Raw genomic sequence first — 18,032 nt, forward strand, 5'->3', positions numbered from 1 at the left:
TCTATACAGAAGTGTCAGGATATTAAATCTGATGCGCCGCTTTTCGGTTCATCAAGCGGGGGCCGAAAACATTAATCAGCAGCCCCAGCATAATGACGGCAACGCCGATAAATTGCAGGCCATTGAGCATTTCACCCAAAATCAACGCGGCGCTGGTGAGTCCCACAACCGGCACAAGCAGCGCAAACGGCGTCACGCGCCAGGTTTCATGGCGGGACAATAGCTTACCCCATAAGCCGTAGCCGATAATGGTGGAAATAAAAGCCAAATAAATCAGTGAAAATATCGTGGGCGCTTTAATATTGACGAGACTGTCAACGATGGCCTTGGGCCCTTCAAATAGCCAGGAACACAATAAAAAGGGAACAACCGGAATCAGCGCGCTCCAGACGACCAGCGAAAGAATCGGCGTCTTGGGCGAGTTGGTCATAATGATTTTATTGCTGATATTGCCAAACGCCCAGAACAGCCCGGCGGTGAGTGTCAATAACAACCCGAGCGGCGGAATGGCGGACAAGGTATTGGTCATGCCGCCCTCAACCAGTATCCCTATGCCCGCCGCCGCGATGAGCGTACCCACAATCTGCATCGCCTTGATTTTTTCCGACAGGAAAAACGTGCCCAGAATAATGGTGAAGAAAACCTGGGATTGAAGAATCAATGAGGCGATGCCGGTGGGCATGCCGATATTGATGGCGCCAAACAGGAAGGCAAACTGCAGGAAGCTGATGGTTAACGCATAAAACGCCAGCCATTTTAGGGGGATTTTGGGGGCCGGGATAAAAAAGATGGCCGGAATCGCAACCAGCAGGAACCGCAAACAGCCCAATAAAAAAGGCGGCATGCCGTGCAGGCCTATCTTGATAATCACAAAATTAACGCCCCAAATGACCACCACCAACAGCGCCAACAGCGTATCTTTTACCGACATCCCCGGTTCCTTTCATAATAACGACATCACTCAAATGCCTTGTATAGGACATCCCGGCCGGCCGGACCATGCGCGTCGCGTTTCTTAACGTATTAATACAAAATACAGGGGAAACAACTTCTTTTCTATAGACAGTTGCGATTGAAAAAAAGCAGTACAGTCTGAGGCGATATGCGGGATGAATGGCTATATCTGTATATATATTGAGCAATTAATGAGATCGCAATATCTGTCCATGCGATATTTATCAGGGGGATACCTGGTTGTATCCCCTTCTCACTATTCGCATTAAACGCGTGCTAAAGAGTCAATCCTTGCAATAACTCACCGGCTCATGCTGGCGCCGCCTCCCTTTTTCATCACTGAGCGTATTTCAGATTCCTGCACCAGATTTAAATCGCCGCTGACGGTCAATTTTAATACGCTGGCGGCAATGGCAAAATCAATATTTTCCTGTGCGCCAAACCCATGCAGCAGTCCATGCATCAACCCGGCGCCAAACGCGTCGCCGGCGGCCACCCCTTCCATGACGTGCAAATTATAGCGGGTGGTTTCGTAAAACTCGCCATCTTTGAGCAACAGTCCCATCCATTGGCTTTCTTCCACTGAGTGGATGTTTCTCAGGACGCTGGCTACTATTTTACAGCCCGGATACTTTTTGGCGACGGCAAGCATGCCGGCTTTGAATGAATCTTTTTGCTCAATGCCGCGGGACATATCGCCGTCGAAGGCTTCTATGCCCAGCGTCGCTTCAAAATCTTCATCATTGGCGATACAAATGCTGACATAATTCATCAGCTTGGACATGACCACCTGGGCTTTTTCAGGCTTCCACATCTTGCCGCGGTAATTCATATCGCAAACAACCGGTATGTTATGCGCCTTGCAATAAATGCAGGCGTCGGTAACCACCTGCTCTAATTCTGCTGAAATGGCCGGGGTGATGCCCGAAAAATAAAAATAATCAACGCCCTTGAGCAGCTCATCCCATTGGAACTCATTACGGGCAGCTTCGGCGAAGGCGCTGCCGGCCCGATCGTACACCACATTGCTGGAGCGAACGCTGGCGCCTTTTTCAAAGAAGTAAATGCCCAGACGGCTGCCGCCGCGTAGAATTTTCGAGGTATCCACGCCGTATTTACGCAACGCGGACAGCGCCGTGTCTCCCAGCAGATTGCCCGGCAATTTGGTCAAATACGCAGCGTCATTGCCTAAAAGGGCTAAAGATACGGCGACGTTGGCTTCAGCGCCGCCGTAGGTTGCTTCCAAAACATCCGACTGAATGATGCGATTGTTGCCGAGCGGTTTCAATCGAAGCATCATTTCACCAAAAGTTAACACTTTCATTTTGTTACTCTATGTTCAATCCAAGGCGATAATTGTATCACCTAAATAACGTCGATGGACAATAACCAAATTACCCGCGGTGCATCGATTGATTAAAAAATCTGATAATGTTTCGCCGGAACCTTATTTTTAACGGGGCTTGCCGGGCAGCATTCGCTCCAGGGTGTTGTCGCGCATTATATAATGATGAAACAGCGCCGCCGCCGCGTGCAGGCCGATAATAAAATAGCCGGTGTTGGCAATCAGCTCATGGATATCGCGCAACCGGGACTGCATATCGGCGTCCGGGATATCCCGCACCGGCATGGTATAACCGAAAAAGACCCACTCCCTGCCGCCAAAATAGAGCGTCAGCAGCCCGAGCAGCGGCAAGCAGACAAACATCAGGTACATCACGCCGTGTACCAGGTGTGCCAGAATCATCTGCCAGCGCGGCGGTTGCGGAACAATGGCCGGCGTTTGAGCGGCAAGACGCACCAGGATGCGCAGTACCATCAGGATCAGTACGCTGACGCCGGCGGTATAATGCAAGGTCGTTATCCCTTTTCGCAGGGCGCTGTCATAGGGGGCGAAGCCTCTGAGTTCCATGGCGGCGTAGGCAGTGGCGATCAGAATGAAGATAACCCAGTGAAAACCCATTTGCAGCGATGAATACTTTTTCCGCATAGCGCTTTTCCCCTAAGAAGATCAGACTGCATTTCCTATCATAACGGGTTCCCGGACCATTATATGCCTCGCTCTCCACGCTTTGGAATTATTGCCTGTTTTTTGCCGGTTTGACGCCCGCGGCTTGGCTAACGCTCCTGGATTAGCGGATACCCTCTTGCACCAGTTGGCTAACGGTTTTCTCCGCACCCTGCTGCTGCAACAGCAAGTAGGCTCGGGTCACGCTCTGGACAAAATCATTGTCTCCCGGCAGGTCCGTACCAAAAATATGCCCCAGTGACAACAAGGCTTTGACCCGTTCAGCTCCGTCGGAGCCGGTTTCGCAGACGGAACGGATCTCTTTGAGCAACGGATCGCGAATATCGATGGGTTGGCCGCGGTCATCCTCCCCGCTCACATAACGCATCCACCCCGCCACGCCAAGCGCCAGGAAATCAAACCGGCCGCCGTGGCGCAAATGCCAGCGAATCGGATCCAGCATGCGCTGCGGCAGTTTCTGGCTGCCATCCATGGCGATTTGCCAGGTCCGGTGGCGCAGCGACGGGTTGGTGAACCGCTCAGCCAACTGATCCGCATAGGCGGCTAAATCCACGCCGGTGATACTCAGCGTCGGCGCCTGTTCATTCATCATCAGCGCGCGGATAGCCCGGCGATAGGTATCGCTGCCCATAGCGGCGTCAATATATTGGTAGCCGGCCAGGTAACCCAAATAGGCCAGGAACGAGTGACTGCCGTTCAGCATCCGCAGCTTCATCTCTTCATAAGGCAAGACTTCCTTTACCAGCTCGGCGCCGACCTTTTCCCACGCCGGACGTCCGGCGACGAAATTGTCTTCCACCACCCATTGGATAAAGGGTTCGCAGGCGATACCGCAGGGATCCCGGACCCCCAACACCCGTGCGATATCATTTAGCGTATCCTGCGTCGCGGCGGGCACGATACGATCCACCATGGTATTGGGAAAAGTGACCGAGGATGCTATCCACTGCGCCAGGCCTGCGTCCTGCGCCTGGGCCAGTTCAAGCACCGCATGCCGGACCACATGGCCGTTTTCCGGAATATTGTCGCACGACAGCACGGTAAACGCCCCCAGGCCTCTTTCCCGGCGGCGGCGCAGCGCCTCAACGATAACGCCCGGCGCGGATGAGGGATTTTGCGGCGCGGCTAAATCGGCAGCTATCATGGGATTGTTTAAATCAAGATGACGGCCGCCCGCGAGCATGCAATAGCCCTTTTCGGTTACGGTCAGCGAGACGATGGCCACCTGGGGTTCGGCCAGTTTATCCAGTACCGCTTCCATGCCGTCGAAAGCGGGATGCATTGATTCATGTACGGACCCGATAACATGTCCATGACTCGCTTCGGCGCCCTTTTCCAGCACCGTATACAGATGGTCCTGTTGGCGCAAAGCGCTAATCAGCTCCTCGCCGCCCACCAGATTGATTTCACAGATGCCCCAATCCCCACCCTCGAGCGATAAAACCCTGTGGGTCAATAAAGCCTGGTGGGCCCGGTGAAAGGCGCCGAATCCCAGATGGACGATACGGCTGCGCAGCATGCCGCGATCGTAGGCAGGCTGGGAAATGGCGGCGGGAAGTTCGGCGGTGGCTATGGTGGTGTCCATGTGTTCTCCATGAAGAAAGGACAATAAAGAGAGCCATCAGGATCATGTCGGATCCCGTGGTGCCTATGATGTGACCGCGATAGATATCATACCAATTTTGGTAAAAATACCATATTGGTCTGTTTAATTTATTAGATTTGTGAACCTGATCAACCAATTCAGCCGGAACTTTTGACTTTGCTGTCCGGAGCCAGCATCCTGTCTGGCAATGACCGCTAAATTGGATAACCAATTTAGACTACGGGCGACTATCGAGCCCGCTATGAGATTATCAGCGGTTAAATGAAAGAAATTGCCGCATCGGCGCGATCCAGTCAATCAAAGGAAGAGTTAAGCAATGGCGGAACCGAAACGGTTGTATCAAAAGGTCGGTGCGCAGTTGAAAACACTGCTGGCATCAGGTCAGTATGCGGTGGGTTCCAGATTGCCCCCCGAGCGGGATATCGCCGAGCTGTTGGGCGTCAGCCGGGTGGTGATTCGCGAAGCGCTGGTAATGCTGGAGGTGGAAGATATTCTCGAGGTCCGCCGCGGCTCCGGCGTCTATGTGCTGCGCTTGCCGTCACAAGACAGCAGCCGGCAGAGTGATTACCAACCCTTCGGCGATGATGTCGGCCCTTTCGAAATGCTGCAGGCGCGCCAGCTGCTGGAAAGCCAGGTGGCGGCTTTCGCCGCGACGCAGGTGAATAAATCCGATATCGCCGAGATGCGGCAGGCGCTGGCCCACGAACGTCAATCGCTGGAAGCGGGCCTGACCGATTATGACGGCGATGAAAAATTCCATTTGCTGATTGCCCGCGCCACGCAAAACGCCCTGCTGGAGGAGATGGTCTATACCCTGTGGCTGCGCCGGCAAAGCAGTCCCATGTGGCAAAAATTACACACCCATATTGTCGGGCAGGATTACCGCCTGAAGTGGCTTGAGGATCATCATGGCATACTGATGGCTTTACAGCAGCGGGACCCGAAAAAGGCCCGGCAGGCGATGTGGCAGCATCTGGAAAACGTCAAACAGACTTTATTGACCTTATCCGACAGCGAGGACCCGGGGTTCGACGGCTATCTTTTTACCTCCATCCCCGCTGTTATAAACGAGTAGCCGACTGTTTTGCTGAAAAACCGCCGGTTGACTGGCCGGCGGTTGCGGCTTAATTACCTGTATGATGAGGATTGAACTATGGAACAAACATGGCGTTGGTACGGACCAGGCGATCCGGTTTCCCTTGACGATATCCGCCAGGCCGGCGCAACCGGCGTGGTGACCGCCCTGCACCATATTCCCAACGGCGAAGTCTGGTCGGTAGAGGAAATCGAAAAGCGCAAAGCGGAACTGGCGGCCAAGAATCTGGTTTGGTCGGTAGTGGAAAGCGTGCCGGTGCACGAGGAAATCAAAACCCAAACCGGCAACTATAGGCAGCACATTGCCAACTATCAGCAAACACTGCGCAATCTCGGCCGATGCGGTATCGATACCGTCTGCTATAACTTTATGCCGGTGCTGGACTGGACGCGTACCGACCTGGGCTACGAATTGCCGGAGGGCTCCAAGGCGCTGCGTTTCGACCATATCGCTTTTGCGGCGTTCGAGCTGCACATCCTGCGGCGGTCCGGTGCTGAGGCGGATTATAGCGATGATGAGAAAAAACAGGCAAAAGCCTATTTTGATCATATGAGCCAGCAGGATATTACCCAACTGACCAATAACATCATCGCCGGCCTGCCGGGGGCCGAAGAGGGTTATACTCTCGAGCAGTTCAGGGCGCGCCTGGCGGAATATGCCCATATCGATAAAGCGGCCCTGCGCGAACATATGGCCTATTTCCTACGGGAAATCGTGCCGGTGGCCGAAGCGTCGGGTATCCGTCTGGCGGTACACCCGGACGATCCGCCGCGTCCGATCCTGGGCTTACCGCGCATCGTCTCCACCATTGAGGATATGCAGTGGCTGAAAGAGGCCGTCCCCGCCCCCACCAACGGCTTCACCTTCTGTACCGGTTCTTACGGCGTGCGGGCGGATAACGACCTGGTTAAAATGGCGGAAACCTTCAGCGATCGCATTTGGTTTACCCATTTGCGCTCTACCGTCCGCGAAGAGAACCCCAAAAGCTTCCATGAAGCGGCGCATTTGCAGGGCGACGTGGATATGGTGGGAGTTGTTACCGCCATTTTACGGGAAGAACAGCGCCGGCAGGATATGGGCGACCAGCGCCCTATTCCCATGCGCCCGGACCATGGACACCAAATGCTGGATGATTTGCATAAGAAAACCAACCCCGGCTATTCCGCCATCGGTCGGTTAAAAGGCCTGGCCGAAGTCAGGGGTGTGGAACTGGCGGTGCGTCGCCTGTGTTTTCCTAATCTGAAGTAGCAGCCGGCCTTTATTTTAACCCAGGATAACGGCGTTATTCCCCCCTTTCCGGACAGCGGCCGGTCAGGGGACCTTATAGAGCGCCACCGCCCCTGGCGGAAAGTGTGGTTTATCAAATGTAGCTAATGAAAGAATTATAATTATACATATGTATGTTGTAACTAAATTAGCTATCCTCCCTCATACAGTACCCCCTTCATGGTATTAATCTGCTTTGTGGGCTATGCCGCCTGTCTTGATGCTCCGTTTATGCTTTACACCGTATCGTGGCCACGCTGAATTCCGTTTAATCATAAGGTGAACTTTCCCCCTGATGAAAAAAAATCCGTTCTCTATCACTTTGGTCGCCGGTCTGATCCTGTTCGCCCTTACCCTTGCCCCTGCCCCTGCCGATGCCGTGCGATTGCAGCAGGGATCCGCGCTGTTTGATATTGATCCGGCCACGCTGCAAATCAGCGCCGGCGACAGGCTGGTGAATAGTCCTAAGATACCCCATGAAGTGAGTTCATTACGGCAATCTATGGCGTCGGCCCACTGGGAGTGGCCGGAATGCGGCATGCAAGTTACCGCCGTGCTGGAAGGCAACGATTTGCGCCTGAGTTTCAGCAGCGGACAGCCGCAGGCATTGGATTGGTTCACCCTGCCGTCACAGGCCTCCGCGCTGCTGCTGCCCATGGGAGAAGGCAGCCGGATACCGCTGGATAATCCTCTCTGGCAGGAGTATATAGTCAGTGAACAGTCGCCGATGGACACCAACTGGAACCTGAAGCTCCCCTTATGGAGCCAGGAACAGGAGGGAAAATTCTATAGCTGGCTGCTGCTCACCCCGTTTAGCAATGAGATCACTTTCAGTGTTGCCGACGCCCGCCTGCAGATGCATAGCCTTCACCGATTCAATCGCTTTAACCGACAGCACGCCTTCGAGGTCTTGCTGCATGTCGGAGACACGCCGCTTTCAGGCGCGATACGCTATCGTGAATACCTCCGGCAAAGCGGACAATTCAGCTCGCTGTGGGATAAAATCAAGATTGCGCCGGAAGGCGAAAAACTCATTGGCGCCACCCATCTCTATCTGTGGGGCGGCATGCTGCTGGACCAGGCAGATGTAAAAAAATGGCCGGAATTGATGGATTACCTGCAATCTCCGGCCGGCGCCGGGCTGTGGGAAAAGATGGAAACGGAAGCACGGGACGCCATAAAACGGCTCAAAGGCCGCGCCCCCGCTTCCTGGCAGCAACCGGCCCTGGTAGAAGCCCTCAATCAGGCCCTGCTGGCGCAGGTGCCGCAGGATCGAGATTTTTCACTGCCGGCGCAGCAGCGGCACGCCGTCGGAGTACGCCATCTGGCGCTACGCCAGCTGGGGGCCTATCTCTCGCCCGCCGAAAGCTGGGGCCAGGGATTGTCCACGCCGCTTCTCGAATCATTGCATCAGGCCGGATTGCCCAGGCTATGGTTAGGCACAGACAACTGGACCGCTGAATTTCTGCACCCGCAGGCGGTAGCCGCCGCTAAAACATCAGGCTACCTGATAGCCAGCTACGACTCCTATGATACCGCGATTCCTCGCGGCGTTAACGATAGCTGGCTTACCGCGCAAGTACCTTCGGCGCTGCGGGAAAAATGCGCCATCGTGGAGTCAGACGGCAGCAAAAAACCCGGTTTCGGCGGCGAGGGGTACTATCTCAATCCCCACTGCATGCTGTCCTTTTCACGGCAACGCATGGCCGAGCTGGTAAAACTGGCCGGGCTCAACAGCCTGTTTCTGGATGTCGACGGTACGGGCATGGTGTCTGACGATTATCATCCGGAACACCCCACGGGAGCGGCGGATATGGCGCAGGCACGCAACGCGCGGCTTGCCTGGTTCAGCAATACCGTTAAATTGCCGTTGGGCTCCGAAGATGGCAATGCGGTGAACGCGCGCCACCTCATGTTTGCCCACGGCATGGAAACCTGGGGTTTCGGCTGGGGGGATAAGGATATGCATCAGAATAAACAATCTCCTTTTTATCTCGGCGGCTGGTGGCCCAACGCGCAGCCGGATCTCTTCTTTCGCCCGGCAAAGGTGAAGCAGCCTTATCTCACCGTCCAGTTTGACCCGCGCTACCGTCTGCCGCTGTATCAGGCGGTTTATCATGATGCGGTGATAAGCAGCCACCACTGGAACTATGACAACCTCAAATTCAGCGATGTCAAAACCGTCCGTGCATTGCTCAGCCAGCTCTATAACACTCCGCCGTTGTTCAACCTCAGCCGCGGCACCCTGCGGGACCGGCTGCCTGAAATCAAAAAAGCGGATGCGGCCTTCCGGCCGCTGCACCAGGCGCTGTGGGATAAGGCGCTGACCGGTTTTTGCTGGCTGGACCAGGCCGGCTGGGTGCAACAGACATCATTCAGCGACGGATCGCAGCTGACAGCCAATTTTGGCGACCGGCCTTTTGGCGATGTGGCTGCCCACAGCCTGCGAGCCCGACTGTCTGACGGCCGTATCCTGGATGTCAGTTACGGCGACCCGCAATGATAAAGGCATCAACCTGCGTTTGCCCGGCCTGTTATACCGCGCCGTATCGCACATGCAGTAACACCGGCCGTGACAAAAAAGGCTTAAATGAATCTTGCATCAGAAATATAACGGCTTTTCCTTACCGGTAAGATTAATCGACGGCTAGCCCAGCCTGTTTTTCCATGGAGAACATATATGCCTTCTTTATATGAGCCCGTTAAAATCGGCGCCCTTGAACTGAGCAATCGCATCGTCATGGCCCCATTGACCCGCATGCGGGCCGTCAATGAACGCAGTCCGGGACCGGTGACCAAAGAATATTACGTTCAGCGTGCCGGCGCCGGCCTCATCCTCACCGAGGCCACGTCGGTATCGCCGCAGGGAGTGGGTTATCCCAATACGCCGGGGATCTGGTCGGAACAGCAGGTTGCCGCCTGGCGCGAGGTTACCGAGGCCGTGCACCAGGCCGGCGGCAAAATAGTCATTCAGCTATGGCATGTGGGACGGATTTCCGATCCGGCGTATTTAAACGGCGAATTGCCGGTGGCTCCCAGCGCCATCGCGCCGGCAGGCCATGTCAGCACGCTGCGGCCGCAGAAACCCTATGAAGTGCCCCGTGCGCTGGAAACAGAAGAAATTCCCGGTATCGTGGAGGATTTTCGCCGCGGGGCCGAAAATGCCAAACGCGCCGGTTTTGACGGTATTGAAATCCACGCGGCCAACGGCTATCTGTTCGATCAATTCCTCCATGACGGCTCGAACAAACGCACCGATCGTTATGGCGGTTCCATCGCCAACCGGGCGCGTTTCCTGCTGGAAACCGTTGATGCGCTGTTAACCGTCTGGCCGGCGGACCGGTTCGGCGTGCATCTGAACCTGATGTCCAGCTCCTATTCCATGCATGACTCCAATCCCCGCGCCATGTTCGGCTACGTGGTGGAAGAACTGAATAAGCGCCGGCTGGCCTTTATCTTTGCCCGCGAATCGCTGGATTTTCCCGATCGTATCGGGCCGCAGGTGAGAAAAACCTTCTCCGGCGCCTGGATTGCCAACGAAGGATTAACCAAAGCTTCCGCCGAGGCGTTGATAAGCCAGGGGGCGGCCGACGCGGCGGCATTCGGCAATCTCTATATCGCCAATCCCGATTTGGTGCAGCGGTTTAAACAGGACGCGCCGCTTAATCCCCTTAACAAAGGAACGATTTACGCTGAAGGCGGCATCGGCTATACCGATTACCCGACCCTGTCCTGAAAAAAGGCGATGGCTCAAATATTCAGACGTTTTGCCGCTTATTCGGCCGTTTGATTTACCCGTAATCGTACTAGAGTATCCATTGTTGCAGATAGCGCATTATTTTCTGCTTTAGACATTTCTCACAATGGGTCTCTTTTGCGTGGCGAAATCATTTTTAAGCAGTGCATTCTTACGCAGTGCTTTCTTACGCAGTGGAAGTTTGGACGGTCTCCTCGCGCTGGGGGAAGACGGGCTGCCGGTTTATGCATCGGCGGTACAGCTGCGGGAAACCTTGCGCCTGCGGGGGCAGCAGCAGCTTCTTGATTGCCTGGCCATTCCCCAGCCCCATGAGCAGGATGAAAGGCTTGACTGGTATGCACCCATTGAAGGAAAGGTCACGACATGGGCCGCCGCCGACGATAGCCAGCGCGCTTCGGCCCTGCGTCAGCTGGAGCAGTGCCAGGCCACGGTAGCCGATATCAGCCGCCGGGCGCAAAGGGCGGAAAAAGCCGCGCAAAAACTGTTCGGTATGCTGTTGGCTAAAGCTATTCAGTTTCCCGATCAGAATCATGTTTACCTGGTGGGCGAAAAAGCGGTGCTCACCTTCTGGGGCTTCGTTAAACTCGATGAAAAATCCCGCGCCGATCCCCTCGACTGCCTGCGCCCGCCCCCGCCGGCTCCCGAACCGGTAATGATCCCGGTCCGGCACGATCCTATTGACATTCCCCCGACCGTTGCCCGGCAATCGTCCCCCCGGCTCATCGGACAACCTGATATTCCCGAACCCGCCAGCGTGTCGAACATGGAATCCGGCATGGACGAAACCGTCCAACGGGCGCAACCGGAAACTACCACGGCGTTGCCAAAAACCAAGGGCCGGCGGCACAGGCGCCGGCTGTGGTGGATTTTGCCGGCCCTGGCGCTGGCGGCGATTCTGGTCTTTCAGCTGTACGGCTATCTGGCGAACAGTCCGGAATGGCCTCCGGTATCGGCCCCGGTGATGGTGCCGCAAGTCGTGGCGCCCACTACGCCCATGAGCGCCACGCCCGCCGGTCAAACCAACCATCAGACAGACTCCGTCCCTGCGGCTACCGGCAGGAACCGGCCCACCACGGCCATTAGTCCGGCCCCGGCTGCCGACGGCAGCGGTGTCCCGGTGGGGGGATCCGCCGCCGCCAGCAACGATGTTTTATCAGGGACGGCCCAGGCCGCCGGTAATGCCGCTGAGGGTAAGATGAATGCCGGACCGGCCTATGCCACCGCTAATGAAGCCCGTGCTTCAGCCGATGGCAAAGCCGTCGCCGGCGCTGAAAACACCGCCTCAGCCCAAGGCAATCGCAGCGCAGCGGCGAATGATGAAAGTGCCGCGGGCGCGACCCATTCCTCTATTGTGCCGACAGAGCAAGTTACGGTGTCACAAATGGGTGCACCCTTATCTCCCTCGCAGATGAAAAACGCCCTGCGGCTGCCTGCCGAGGCGGTGAAGGCGGGCTCCATCACATTTTTCAATGGCCGCTGGCAGGTCAGCGTCGACAGCAAGAATCCGGTGACCGGCGGCAAGGCGGTGAGTTTCGAGTATCAGGTTAAAAACGGCGGCGGCGTGGCGAAGATACGGTATGGAGACGGCACCATCTGCCGGGCGGATGTGCACGCCGGCCTGATGAAATCGGGCAATCTGGTGATCAAAAGCCGGCAAAATGCCCGCTGCAGCGACGGTTCCACCTACCGCATGCCGCAAATTGTCTGTAAACAAAGCCTGACCGGGATAGCGGACTGCCAGAGTCGTTATGACAACGGCCAGGCCTTTCCCACCCAGATAAAGCGTGAGAATGTGAAATAATATGCTGGCTTCCATCACAGACTATAAACAGAAAATTGCGCTTATTCAGAACAGCGGTATCCAGTTTCTGGATTTTGCCCTGAAACCGGCCGTTGACGACGACAGTCCGGCCAAGTTCGTACGGCAAAGCGTCAACGGTCCGTTGCTGCGTCTAACCTATAACGAACAGACCGGCAAATACCTGCTGCCCGGACCGGCGGGCACGGCGCCGGAGGTGGTAAAACCCGAATTCAGCTTTTCGCTGCAACAGTCATTAACGCTGTTGGATAAACTTTGGCTGCCGCTGCCCTTTTTCCGCTTCAACCCGCCGCGCACTTTTCTGGGGGGACCGGATAACTGGGCGCGGGTGCAAATCATCGCGTTGGACGCACCGGATCAACACGGCAATACCCACCGGGTCAGTATGGCCTTCGATACCAAAGTCTATGCCGAGGACCAGGGCAACGAAGGGCTGGCCCCTAATGAAAGCGATGGCAAGACCGGACTCGGTTTCGCCCTGGCCTACCGCAATAATGAATTGGGCGAATTTCTCGATCAAACCTGGGTGGACGGCTGGCTGCGGGAGGTTTTCAGCCAGCGGGCGGGGTCGCTGGAACAGCGCAGCAGCGGTGAGATAGGCCTGGCCCTGCGGACCTTCGAGTACCAGGCGCATTACCTGAACATACTGCATATGCTGGGCAGTCAATTAACCGTGCCGGAAATAAAGCTCAGCGCCGAAACGCTGCAGGAACCGGCCGTCAGCGTAGATCTGATCCTGGATGTGGGCAACTCCCATACCTGCGGCATCCTGGTGGAGGATCATCCCGAGGAAGTGGACGGTTTAAAAAACGTCTATGAACTGCACCTACGCGATTTAAGCCGGCCGCATTGTCTCTATAATGAACTGTTCGAAAGCCGGGTGGAGTTCGCCCAGGCCGTCTTCGGCAAGCAAAATTATTCCGTGGAGAGCGGGCGGCACGACGCATTTGTCTGGCCGTCCATCACCCGGGTGGGCCGGGAAGCCGCCCGTATGGCCATCATGCGCCGGGGCACCGACGGCGCCACCGGACTATCCAGCCCCCGCCGCTACTTATGGGATGAGGAGAGCTATGCCCCGGGATGGCGCTTTGGCGGCGGGCTGCCTAACGCCCCCCTTGAGCCGCCCGCCGTCGCCATGCCGCTGACGGTGCTGATGAATGATGAGGGTCAGCCGCTGTACGGCCTGCCCCCCGATGAACGTCTGCCGGTTTTCTCCCCCCATTATAGCCGCAGTTCGTTAATGACCTTTATGCTCACCGAACTGCTGGCTCAGGCGCTGATGCAAATCAACAGCGCGGCGCAGCGGCTCAAAATGCCGCATTCCGCCGCGCCGCGCCGGCTGCGAACCATTATTTTGACCCTGCCCTCGGCGCTGCCGAAACCGGAGCGGGAAATTTTCCGTCGCCGGATGAATGAGGCTATCGGTTTGGTATGGAAAGCCATGGGCTGGCATCCGGCGGACGATGATTTTTCCACCCCCGGCCAGCGACAGCAAAGCCGGATGCCGGTGCCTGAGGTCCAGATGGAGTGGGATGAGGCCACCTGCGGGCAGATGGTATATCTCTATAACGAGGCCCGGGTGAACTTCGCCGGCCGCACCGAGGCGTTTTTCTCCAGCATGGCGAGACCGGATAAAGCGCCGTCCGAGGGCGTGCCGGCGGGTAAAACCCTGCGTATCGCGTCAATAGACATCGGAGGCGGCACCACTGATTTGGCCATCACCGATTACCGGCTGCTGGAGAAAGGCCGCGGCAATGCCAGAATCAGTCCGCAGCTGCTGTTTAGGGAAGGGTTTAAAGTGGCCGGCGACGATATCCTGCTGGATGTGCTGCGGCTTTATGTGCTGCCGGCGCTGCAAAGCGCCCTGAAGCAGGCCGGCGCGGCCGATCCGGAGTCTCTTATGGCCCGGTTGTTCGGCGACCAGGGGCGAAACGACGGCCACTCCGCGCTGCGCCAGCAGGCGACATTGCAAATTTTCATGCCGGTGGGGCGTTCTATCCTGGCAGCCTATGAGGGTTTCGACCCGCTGGACGGCAGCGCCGAAATCGAGACAACCTTCGGCGAACAGCTGGCACAGCGGCCCACGTCCGGTGTTCTGGATTACATTCATAACGAAATCAGGGGAGAGCTGCGCGCCGGGAACGGCTCATTCGATATATTGCGCGCCCCTCTGGTGGTCAGTCTGCAAAATCTGCACGGGGACTTTTTATCCAACCGGCTGTCCATAACCCGCCATCTGCGTTCGCTGACGGAAGTGGTGTCGCTGTATTCCTGCGATATATTGCTGCTTACCGGACGTCCGTCCCGTTTTCCCGGCATCCAGGCCCTGTTCAGGCACCTGCAGCCACTGCCCATCAACCGCATCCTCCCACTGGACGGTTATCACACCAGCGATTGGTATCCGTTTAACACCGACGGTCATATCGACAATCCGAAATCCACTGCCGCGGTAGGCGCGATGCTCTGTCTGCTGGCGCTCAATCTGCGCCTGCCGGGTTTTTATTTTAACGCCGGGGATTTCCAGCCCTATTCCACGCTGCGTTATCTGGGTACGCTGGACGGCAATCGTGCCCTGGCGGACGAAAACGTGCATTACCGCGATATCGATCTTGATGCCCCTGACTTTGCACTGGATCCCAAAGCCGGATTTACCCTGCGGGGCGCTGTGTGCCTGGGTTTCCGTCAGCTTGACAACGACCGCTGGCCGGCTTCGCCCCTGTATACACTGTCCATTGCCGACCCCGATCTGGCGCGGCGGGTAGCCGGCGGCAATGCGCTGCACGTCAGGCTGAAGGTTACCGGGGGCGGAACGCCGTCCGGCCCGGAGCGTTTCGCCATCGGGGAAGCGATACTGGACGACGGACATCGTGTTCCCGCCCATCATTTGCGCCTTACCCTCAATACCCTGGCCGGCAATGGTTCAGGCACCACTTCTTATTGGATCGACAGCGGGAGCGTATTTAAGCTATGAATCCATCCCTTCTCCACGTTCTGCCGGACCCCATTGATACCACGCTGCAAAGCATCGACGGGCTGTGCGATTGGCTGCGGCAGGCCCGCCGGAACGCGCCCAGGCTGGATATGGAGGCGGATCGTCTACTGATTCAACTGCGTCGCGCCCACAACCAGGCCGAGGGCTGGCGGGACGGCTATTCCCACCGACCCGCCATCGGCTTTTTCGGCCGTTCCCAGGCGGGAAAAACGCTGCTCATCTCGGCGCTGGCCGCCGGCGGAAACCATCGGCTGGAAACGGCCCTGGCGGGGGAAACCCTGGATTTCGCCGCCCACATCAATCCGGATCATCAGTCCGCCGGGCCGGCTATTCGTTTCAGCCGGCAACCGGCGCCGCGGGATGAGGCATTTCCAGTACAGCTTCAGCTGCTTGATGAAGCGGATATTCTCAAAATCTTGACCCTGGCCTTCCTGCTTGACTCACGCCCCGGTCTCTCCCGGCCCGTGCCGGAGGATGGGGAGATAGCCGATCGTTTGCAGGTTCTCTCATTGCATCGCCAGGCTGAGCCGGCGGCGGGCATTAGCGGCGACGGGGTCATCGCGCTGTGGGATTTTCTATCCCGCCACGACCGTCGCCGCCAACAGCGATTAGCGTCCCGCTTCTGGCCGGCGGCGGTAGAATTGTGTCCTTATCTGGCGGTTGACGATCGCGCCCGGCTGTTTTCGGTAATATGGGACGACATTCCCGAACTGACTGAGGCCTACCGCCGCCTGGCCCATGCGCTGGCCCCCCTGGCCGGCGCCGTAAGGGTCCTGGCGCCGCGTTCGGTGCTGGTGGACGATACCCGCCTGCCGGCGGATGCTCTCCTTGACGCCATGGCGTTTACCGGCCTGGGCACGCCGGAGGATGCGGCGATTCCGGTCCGCCCGATTTCCGGGTCCGGCGCAGCCAAGCCGGTGGAATTGTCGTTGGCGGAATTGAGCTTCTTAACCGCCGAGCTGCTGATACCGCTGCAAGCATCCCCCCGTGAAGGCGTGTTCGATGAGGTAGATATGGTGGATTTCCCCGGCTATGGCGGCAGCCTGGACGCCGGCACGGCGCGGGATCGCCTGCTGTCGCCGGGAACGTTGCTGGCACCGTTTGCCGATGCCATTGTCCGCGCCAAAAGCCTTTGTCTGCTTGAACGCTATGCCGATCGCCAGCAAAACCATCTGCTGCTGGTTTGTACCGCGGCGGGCGACCGGCGAGATGCCAAGATTGTCGGCCGGACGCTGGAGTACTGGGTCAAGCAGACCCAGGGAGAAAATGCGCGTCTGCGCGGCCGCCATAAGCCGGGGCTTGTCTGGGCATTAAGCGAATTCGACCAGCGGGTGACCCAGGGGCAAAACTGCGACGAGGCGGTACAGCGCTATGTGGGCAACCCCGGCGACAGCTGGGGCACGGTGCTGGCGATGGACGAACGGGGCATAAAGCGAATGGCGGCCCACCTGGCGGCGGAGCTGAACAGGGATATCAGACAAGAACGCATTGCCGAAGGCTTGCGGGAACTGCAGCGGGATATGCGGCATAATCTGCTGGCCGGCTGGTATCGTCCCGAAGGGGCCGAGCACCCGGCGGACAAGGAGCGGGTGGCCGATATGCTGCTGAAAACGCTGCAAACCCGCGCCGGCATGCACGGTGAATTGCTAAAACAGCTACTGCCCCCACGGCAGGCGTTGTACCGATTTTATTCACAGCAGTCGCGCCAGCGTGACAACGTCACTCTGGCGGCCCACGGTGAAATAAACGCCTCAGCGGACAGCGCCGCGCCTTACGGCATCGGTTTTGAAATCGACCTGTTCAGCGAGGGTCCGGTGGCGGACGCGGGAGCATCTGTTGCCGGCGACGCGTTGACCGGCTATCCGGCCGCCGCCGCGAGTGATGAACGGGAATACGCCCGCGGCCTGTACCGTTATTGGGTCAACCACCTGCGGGGCCTGTCGGAAAACAATAGATTGACGTCCCTGCTGGGCGTCGATAAAGTCACGCTGGAACGACTGGTGGAGGAATTCATTATCGCCAGCGTCCGGCTGGATATTCCCGGACTGCTATATGCCCGCTTGAACGAAGCCGATTCGGCGGACCTGCCGCCGGAAAGCCGGGCCGACCGCCAGGTGACCAAAGCGCTCACCGTGCTGGGAGATTTTGTCGCCTGGCTGGGGTTCCCGCAAACTGACGAAGCGCTGCGCCCCGAAAGCCGCGTTAACCGCGGCCACAAGATTTTCGCCCGGCCGGAAAAACAGGCGGTAAGCTGGGATGCCTCCCGTCGTCTGACCAAACTGGCCCCCACCCCTGCCAATATCACCGCTTTTTATATTTACGACTGGCTGGTGGGATTAAAGGAAATGATTATCCAAAACGCGGGATTTTCCAGCGGCGCCGAATTAACCGCTGAACAGCGGACCCAACTAGCCAGAATACTGGACGGCATGGCCGGTTAGCCCGCAGGACGCCGGACTACCACAGACAAGGGCGGCGCACCCGCGCCGTCCTTCTATAATATAAATGAATCT

Annotated in this window: 11 protein-coding genes; 7 read left to right on the forward strand and 4 right to left on the reverse strand. The window is 57.3% G+C overall.

Annotated features, from left to right (window positions below; genetic code table 11):
* Window positions 1-22 precede the first annotated feature (22 nt).
* The 4 genes from ACL2XO_RS15240 to ACL2XO_RS15255 form a co-directional block, all read right to left on the reverse strand.
* Window positions 23-931: an EamA family transporter gene (locus ACL2XO_RS15240; RefSeq protein WP_132921545.1), complete on the reverse strand. Its 909-nt coding sequence runs from the start codon at window positions 929-931 to the stop codon at window positions 23-25.
* 324 nt (window positions 932-1,255) lie between these two features.
* Entirely contained in the window at window positions 1,256-2,278 is a 1,023-nt protein-coding gene (locus ACL2XO_RS15245) for a sugar kinase (RefSeq protein WP_413724488.1), read from the reverse strand.
* Window positions 2,279-2,407: 129 nt separating this feature from the next.
* Window positions 2,408-2,944, reverse strand: coding sequence for a cytochrome b561 (cybB, locus tag ACL2XO_RS15250; protein ID WP_413740979.1), 537 nt, complete (start codon window positions 2,942-2,944; stop codon window positions 2,408-2,410).
* Window positions 2,945-3,086: 142 nt separating this feature from the next.
* Entirely contained in the window at window positions 3,087-4,568 is a 1,482-nt protein-coding gene (locus ACL2XO_RS15255) for a mannitol dehydrogenase family protein (protein ID WP_413740980.1), read from the reverse strand.
* A 337-nt stretch (window positions 4,569-4,905) separates the two neighbouring features.
* Here ACL2XO_RS15255 and ACL2XO_RS15260 point away from each other — a divergent pair, with 337 nt between their 5' ends.
* The 7 genes from ACL2XO_RS15260 to ACL2XO_RS15290 all read left to right on the forward strand — a co-directional run bounded on the left by ACL2XO_RS15260 (window position 4,906) and on the right by ACL2XO_RS15290 (window position 17,960).
* The gene (locus ACL2XO_RS15260) at window positions 4,906-5,664 is read left to right on the forward strand and encodes an FCD domain-containing protein (RefSeq protein ID WP_132921540.1); all 759 of its coding nucleotides are present in this window, start codon (window positions 4,906-4,908) and stop codon (window positions 5,662-5,664) included.
* Window positions 5,665-5,742: 78 nt separating this feature from the next.
* Window positions 5,743-6,933, forward strand: coding sequence for a mannonate dehydratase (gene uxuA, locus ACL2XO_RS15265; RefSeq protein ID WP_203521380.1), 1,191 nt, complete (start codon window positions 5,743-5,745; stop codon window positions 6,931-6,933).
* Between the two features lie 313 nt (window positions 6,934-7,246).
* Window positions 7,247-9,454 carry a glycoside hydrolase gene (locus tag ACL2XO_RS15270; protein ID WP_413740981.1) on the forward strand — a complete coding sequence of 736 codons (2,208 nt, stop codon included), beginning with the start codon at window positions 7,247-7,249 and terminating at the stop codon, window positions 9,452-9,454.
* A 177-nt stretch (window positions 9,455-9,631) separates the two neighbouring features.
* Window positions 9,632-10,687, forward strand: a complete 1,056-nt coding sequence (locus tag ACL2XO_RS15275) for an alkene reductase (protein WP_132921537.1) — start codon at window positions 9,632-9,634, stop codon at window positions 10,685-10,687.
* A gap of 202 nt (window positions 10,688-10,889) precedes the next feature.
* Window positions 10,890-12,509 carry an SrfA family protein gene (locus ACL2XO_RS15280; RefSeq protein WP_413740982.1) on the forward strand — a complete coding sequence of 540 codons (1,620 nt, stop codon included), beginning with the start codon at window positions 10,890-10,892 and terminating at the stop codon, window positions 12,507-12,509.
* A gap of 1 nt (window position 12,510) precedes the next feature.
* A complete protein-coding gene (locus ACL2XO_RS15285) occupies window positions 12,511-15,498 on the forward strand; it encodes a virulence factor SrfB (RefSeq protein ID WP_413740983.1) in 2,988 nt (995 codons plus the stop codon).
* The gene (locus ACL2XO_RS15290) at window positions 15,495-17,960 is read left to right on the forward strand and encodes a virulence factor SrfC family protein (protein WP_413740984.1); all 2,466 of its coding nucleotides are present in this window, start codon (window positions 15,495-15,497) and stop codon (window positions 17,958-17,960) included. The genes ACL2XO_RS15285 and ACL2XO_RS15290 overlap by 4 nt, the downstream gene beginning before the upstream one ends.
* Window positions 17,961-18,032 lie beyond the last annotated feature (72 nt).

It is taken from the genome of Sodalis sp. RH15 (genome assembly GCF_047324255.1).
Lineage (GTDB): Bacteria > Pseudomonadota > Gammaproteobacteria > Enterobacterales > Enterobacteriaceae > Acerihabitans > Acerihabitans ligni.

Coding starts and splice junctions, on each gene's coding strand:
- ACL2XO_RS15275 (WP_132921537.1), top strand. CDS start 9,632: ATGCCTTCTTTATATGAGCCCGTTAAAATCGGCGCCCTTGAACTGAGC.
- ACL2XO_RS15285 (WP_413740983.1), top strand. CDS start 12,511: ATGCTGGCTTCCATCACAGACTATAAACAGAAAATTGCGCTTATTCAG.
- ACL2XO_RS15260 (WP_132921540.1), top strand. CDS start 4,906: ATGGCGGAACCGAAACGGTTGTATCAAAAGGTCGGTGCGCAGTTGAAA.
- cybB (WP_413740979.1), bottom strand. CDS start 2,944: ATGCGGAAAAAGTATTCATCGCTGCAAATGGGTTTTCACTGGGTTATC.
- ACL2XO_RS15270 (WP_413740981.1), top strand. CDS start 7,247: ATGAAAAAAAATCCGTTCTCTATCACTTTGGTCGCCGGTCTGATCCTG.
- ACL2XO_RS15255 (WP_413740980.1), bottom strand. CDS start 4,568: ATGGACACCACCATAGCCACCGCCGAACTTCCCGCCGCCATTTCCCAG.
- ACL2XO_RS15245 (WP_413724488.1), bottom strand. CDS start 2,278: ATGAAAGTGTTAACTTTTGGTGAAATGATGCTTCGATTGAAACCGCTC.
- ACL2XO_RS15290 (WP_413740984.1), top strand. CDS start 15,495: ATGAATCCATCCCTTCTCCACGTTCTGCCGGACCCCATTGATACCACG.
- ACL2XO_RS15240 (WP_132921545.1), bottom strand. CDS start 931: ATGTCGGTAAAAGATACGCTGTTGGCGCTGTTGGTGGTGGTCATTTGG.
- uxuA (WP_203521380.1), top strand. CDS start 5,743: ATGGAACAAACATGGCGTTGGTACGGACCAGGCGATCCGGTTTCCCTT.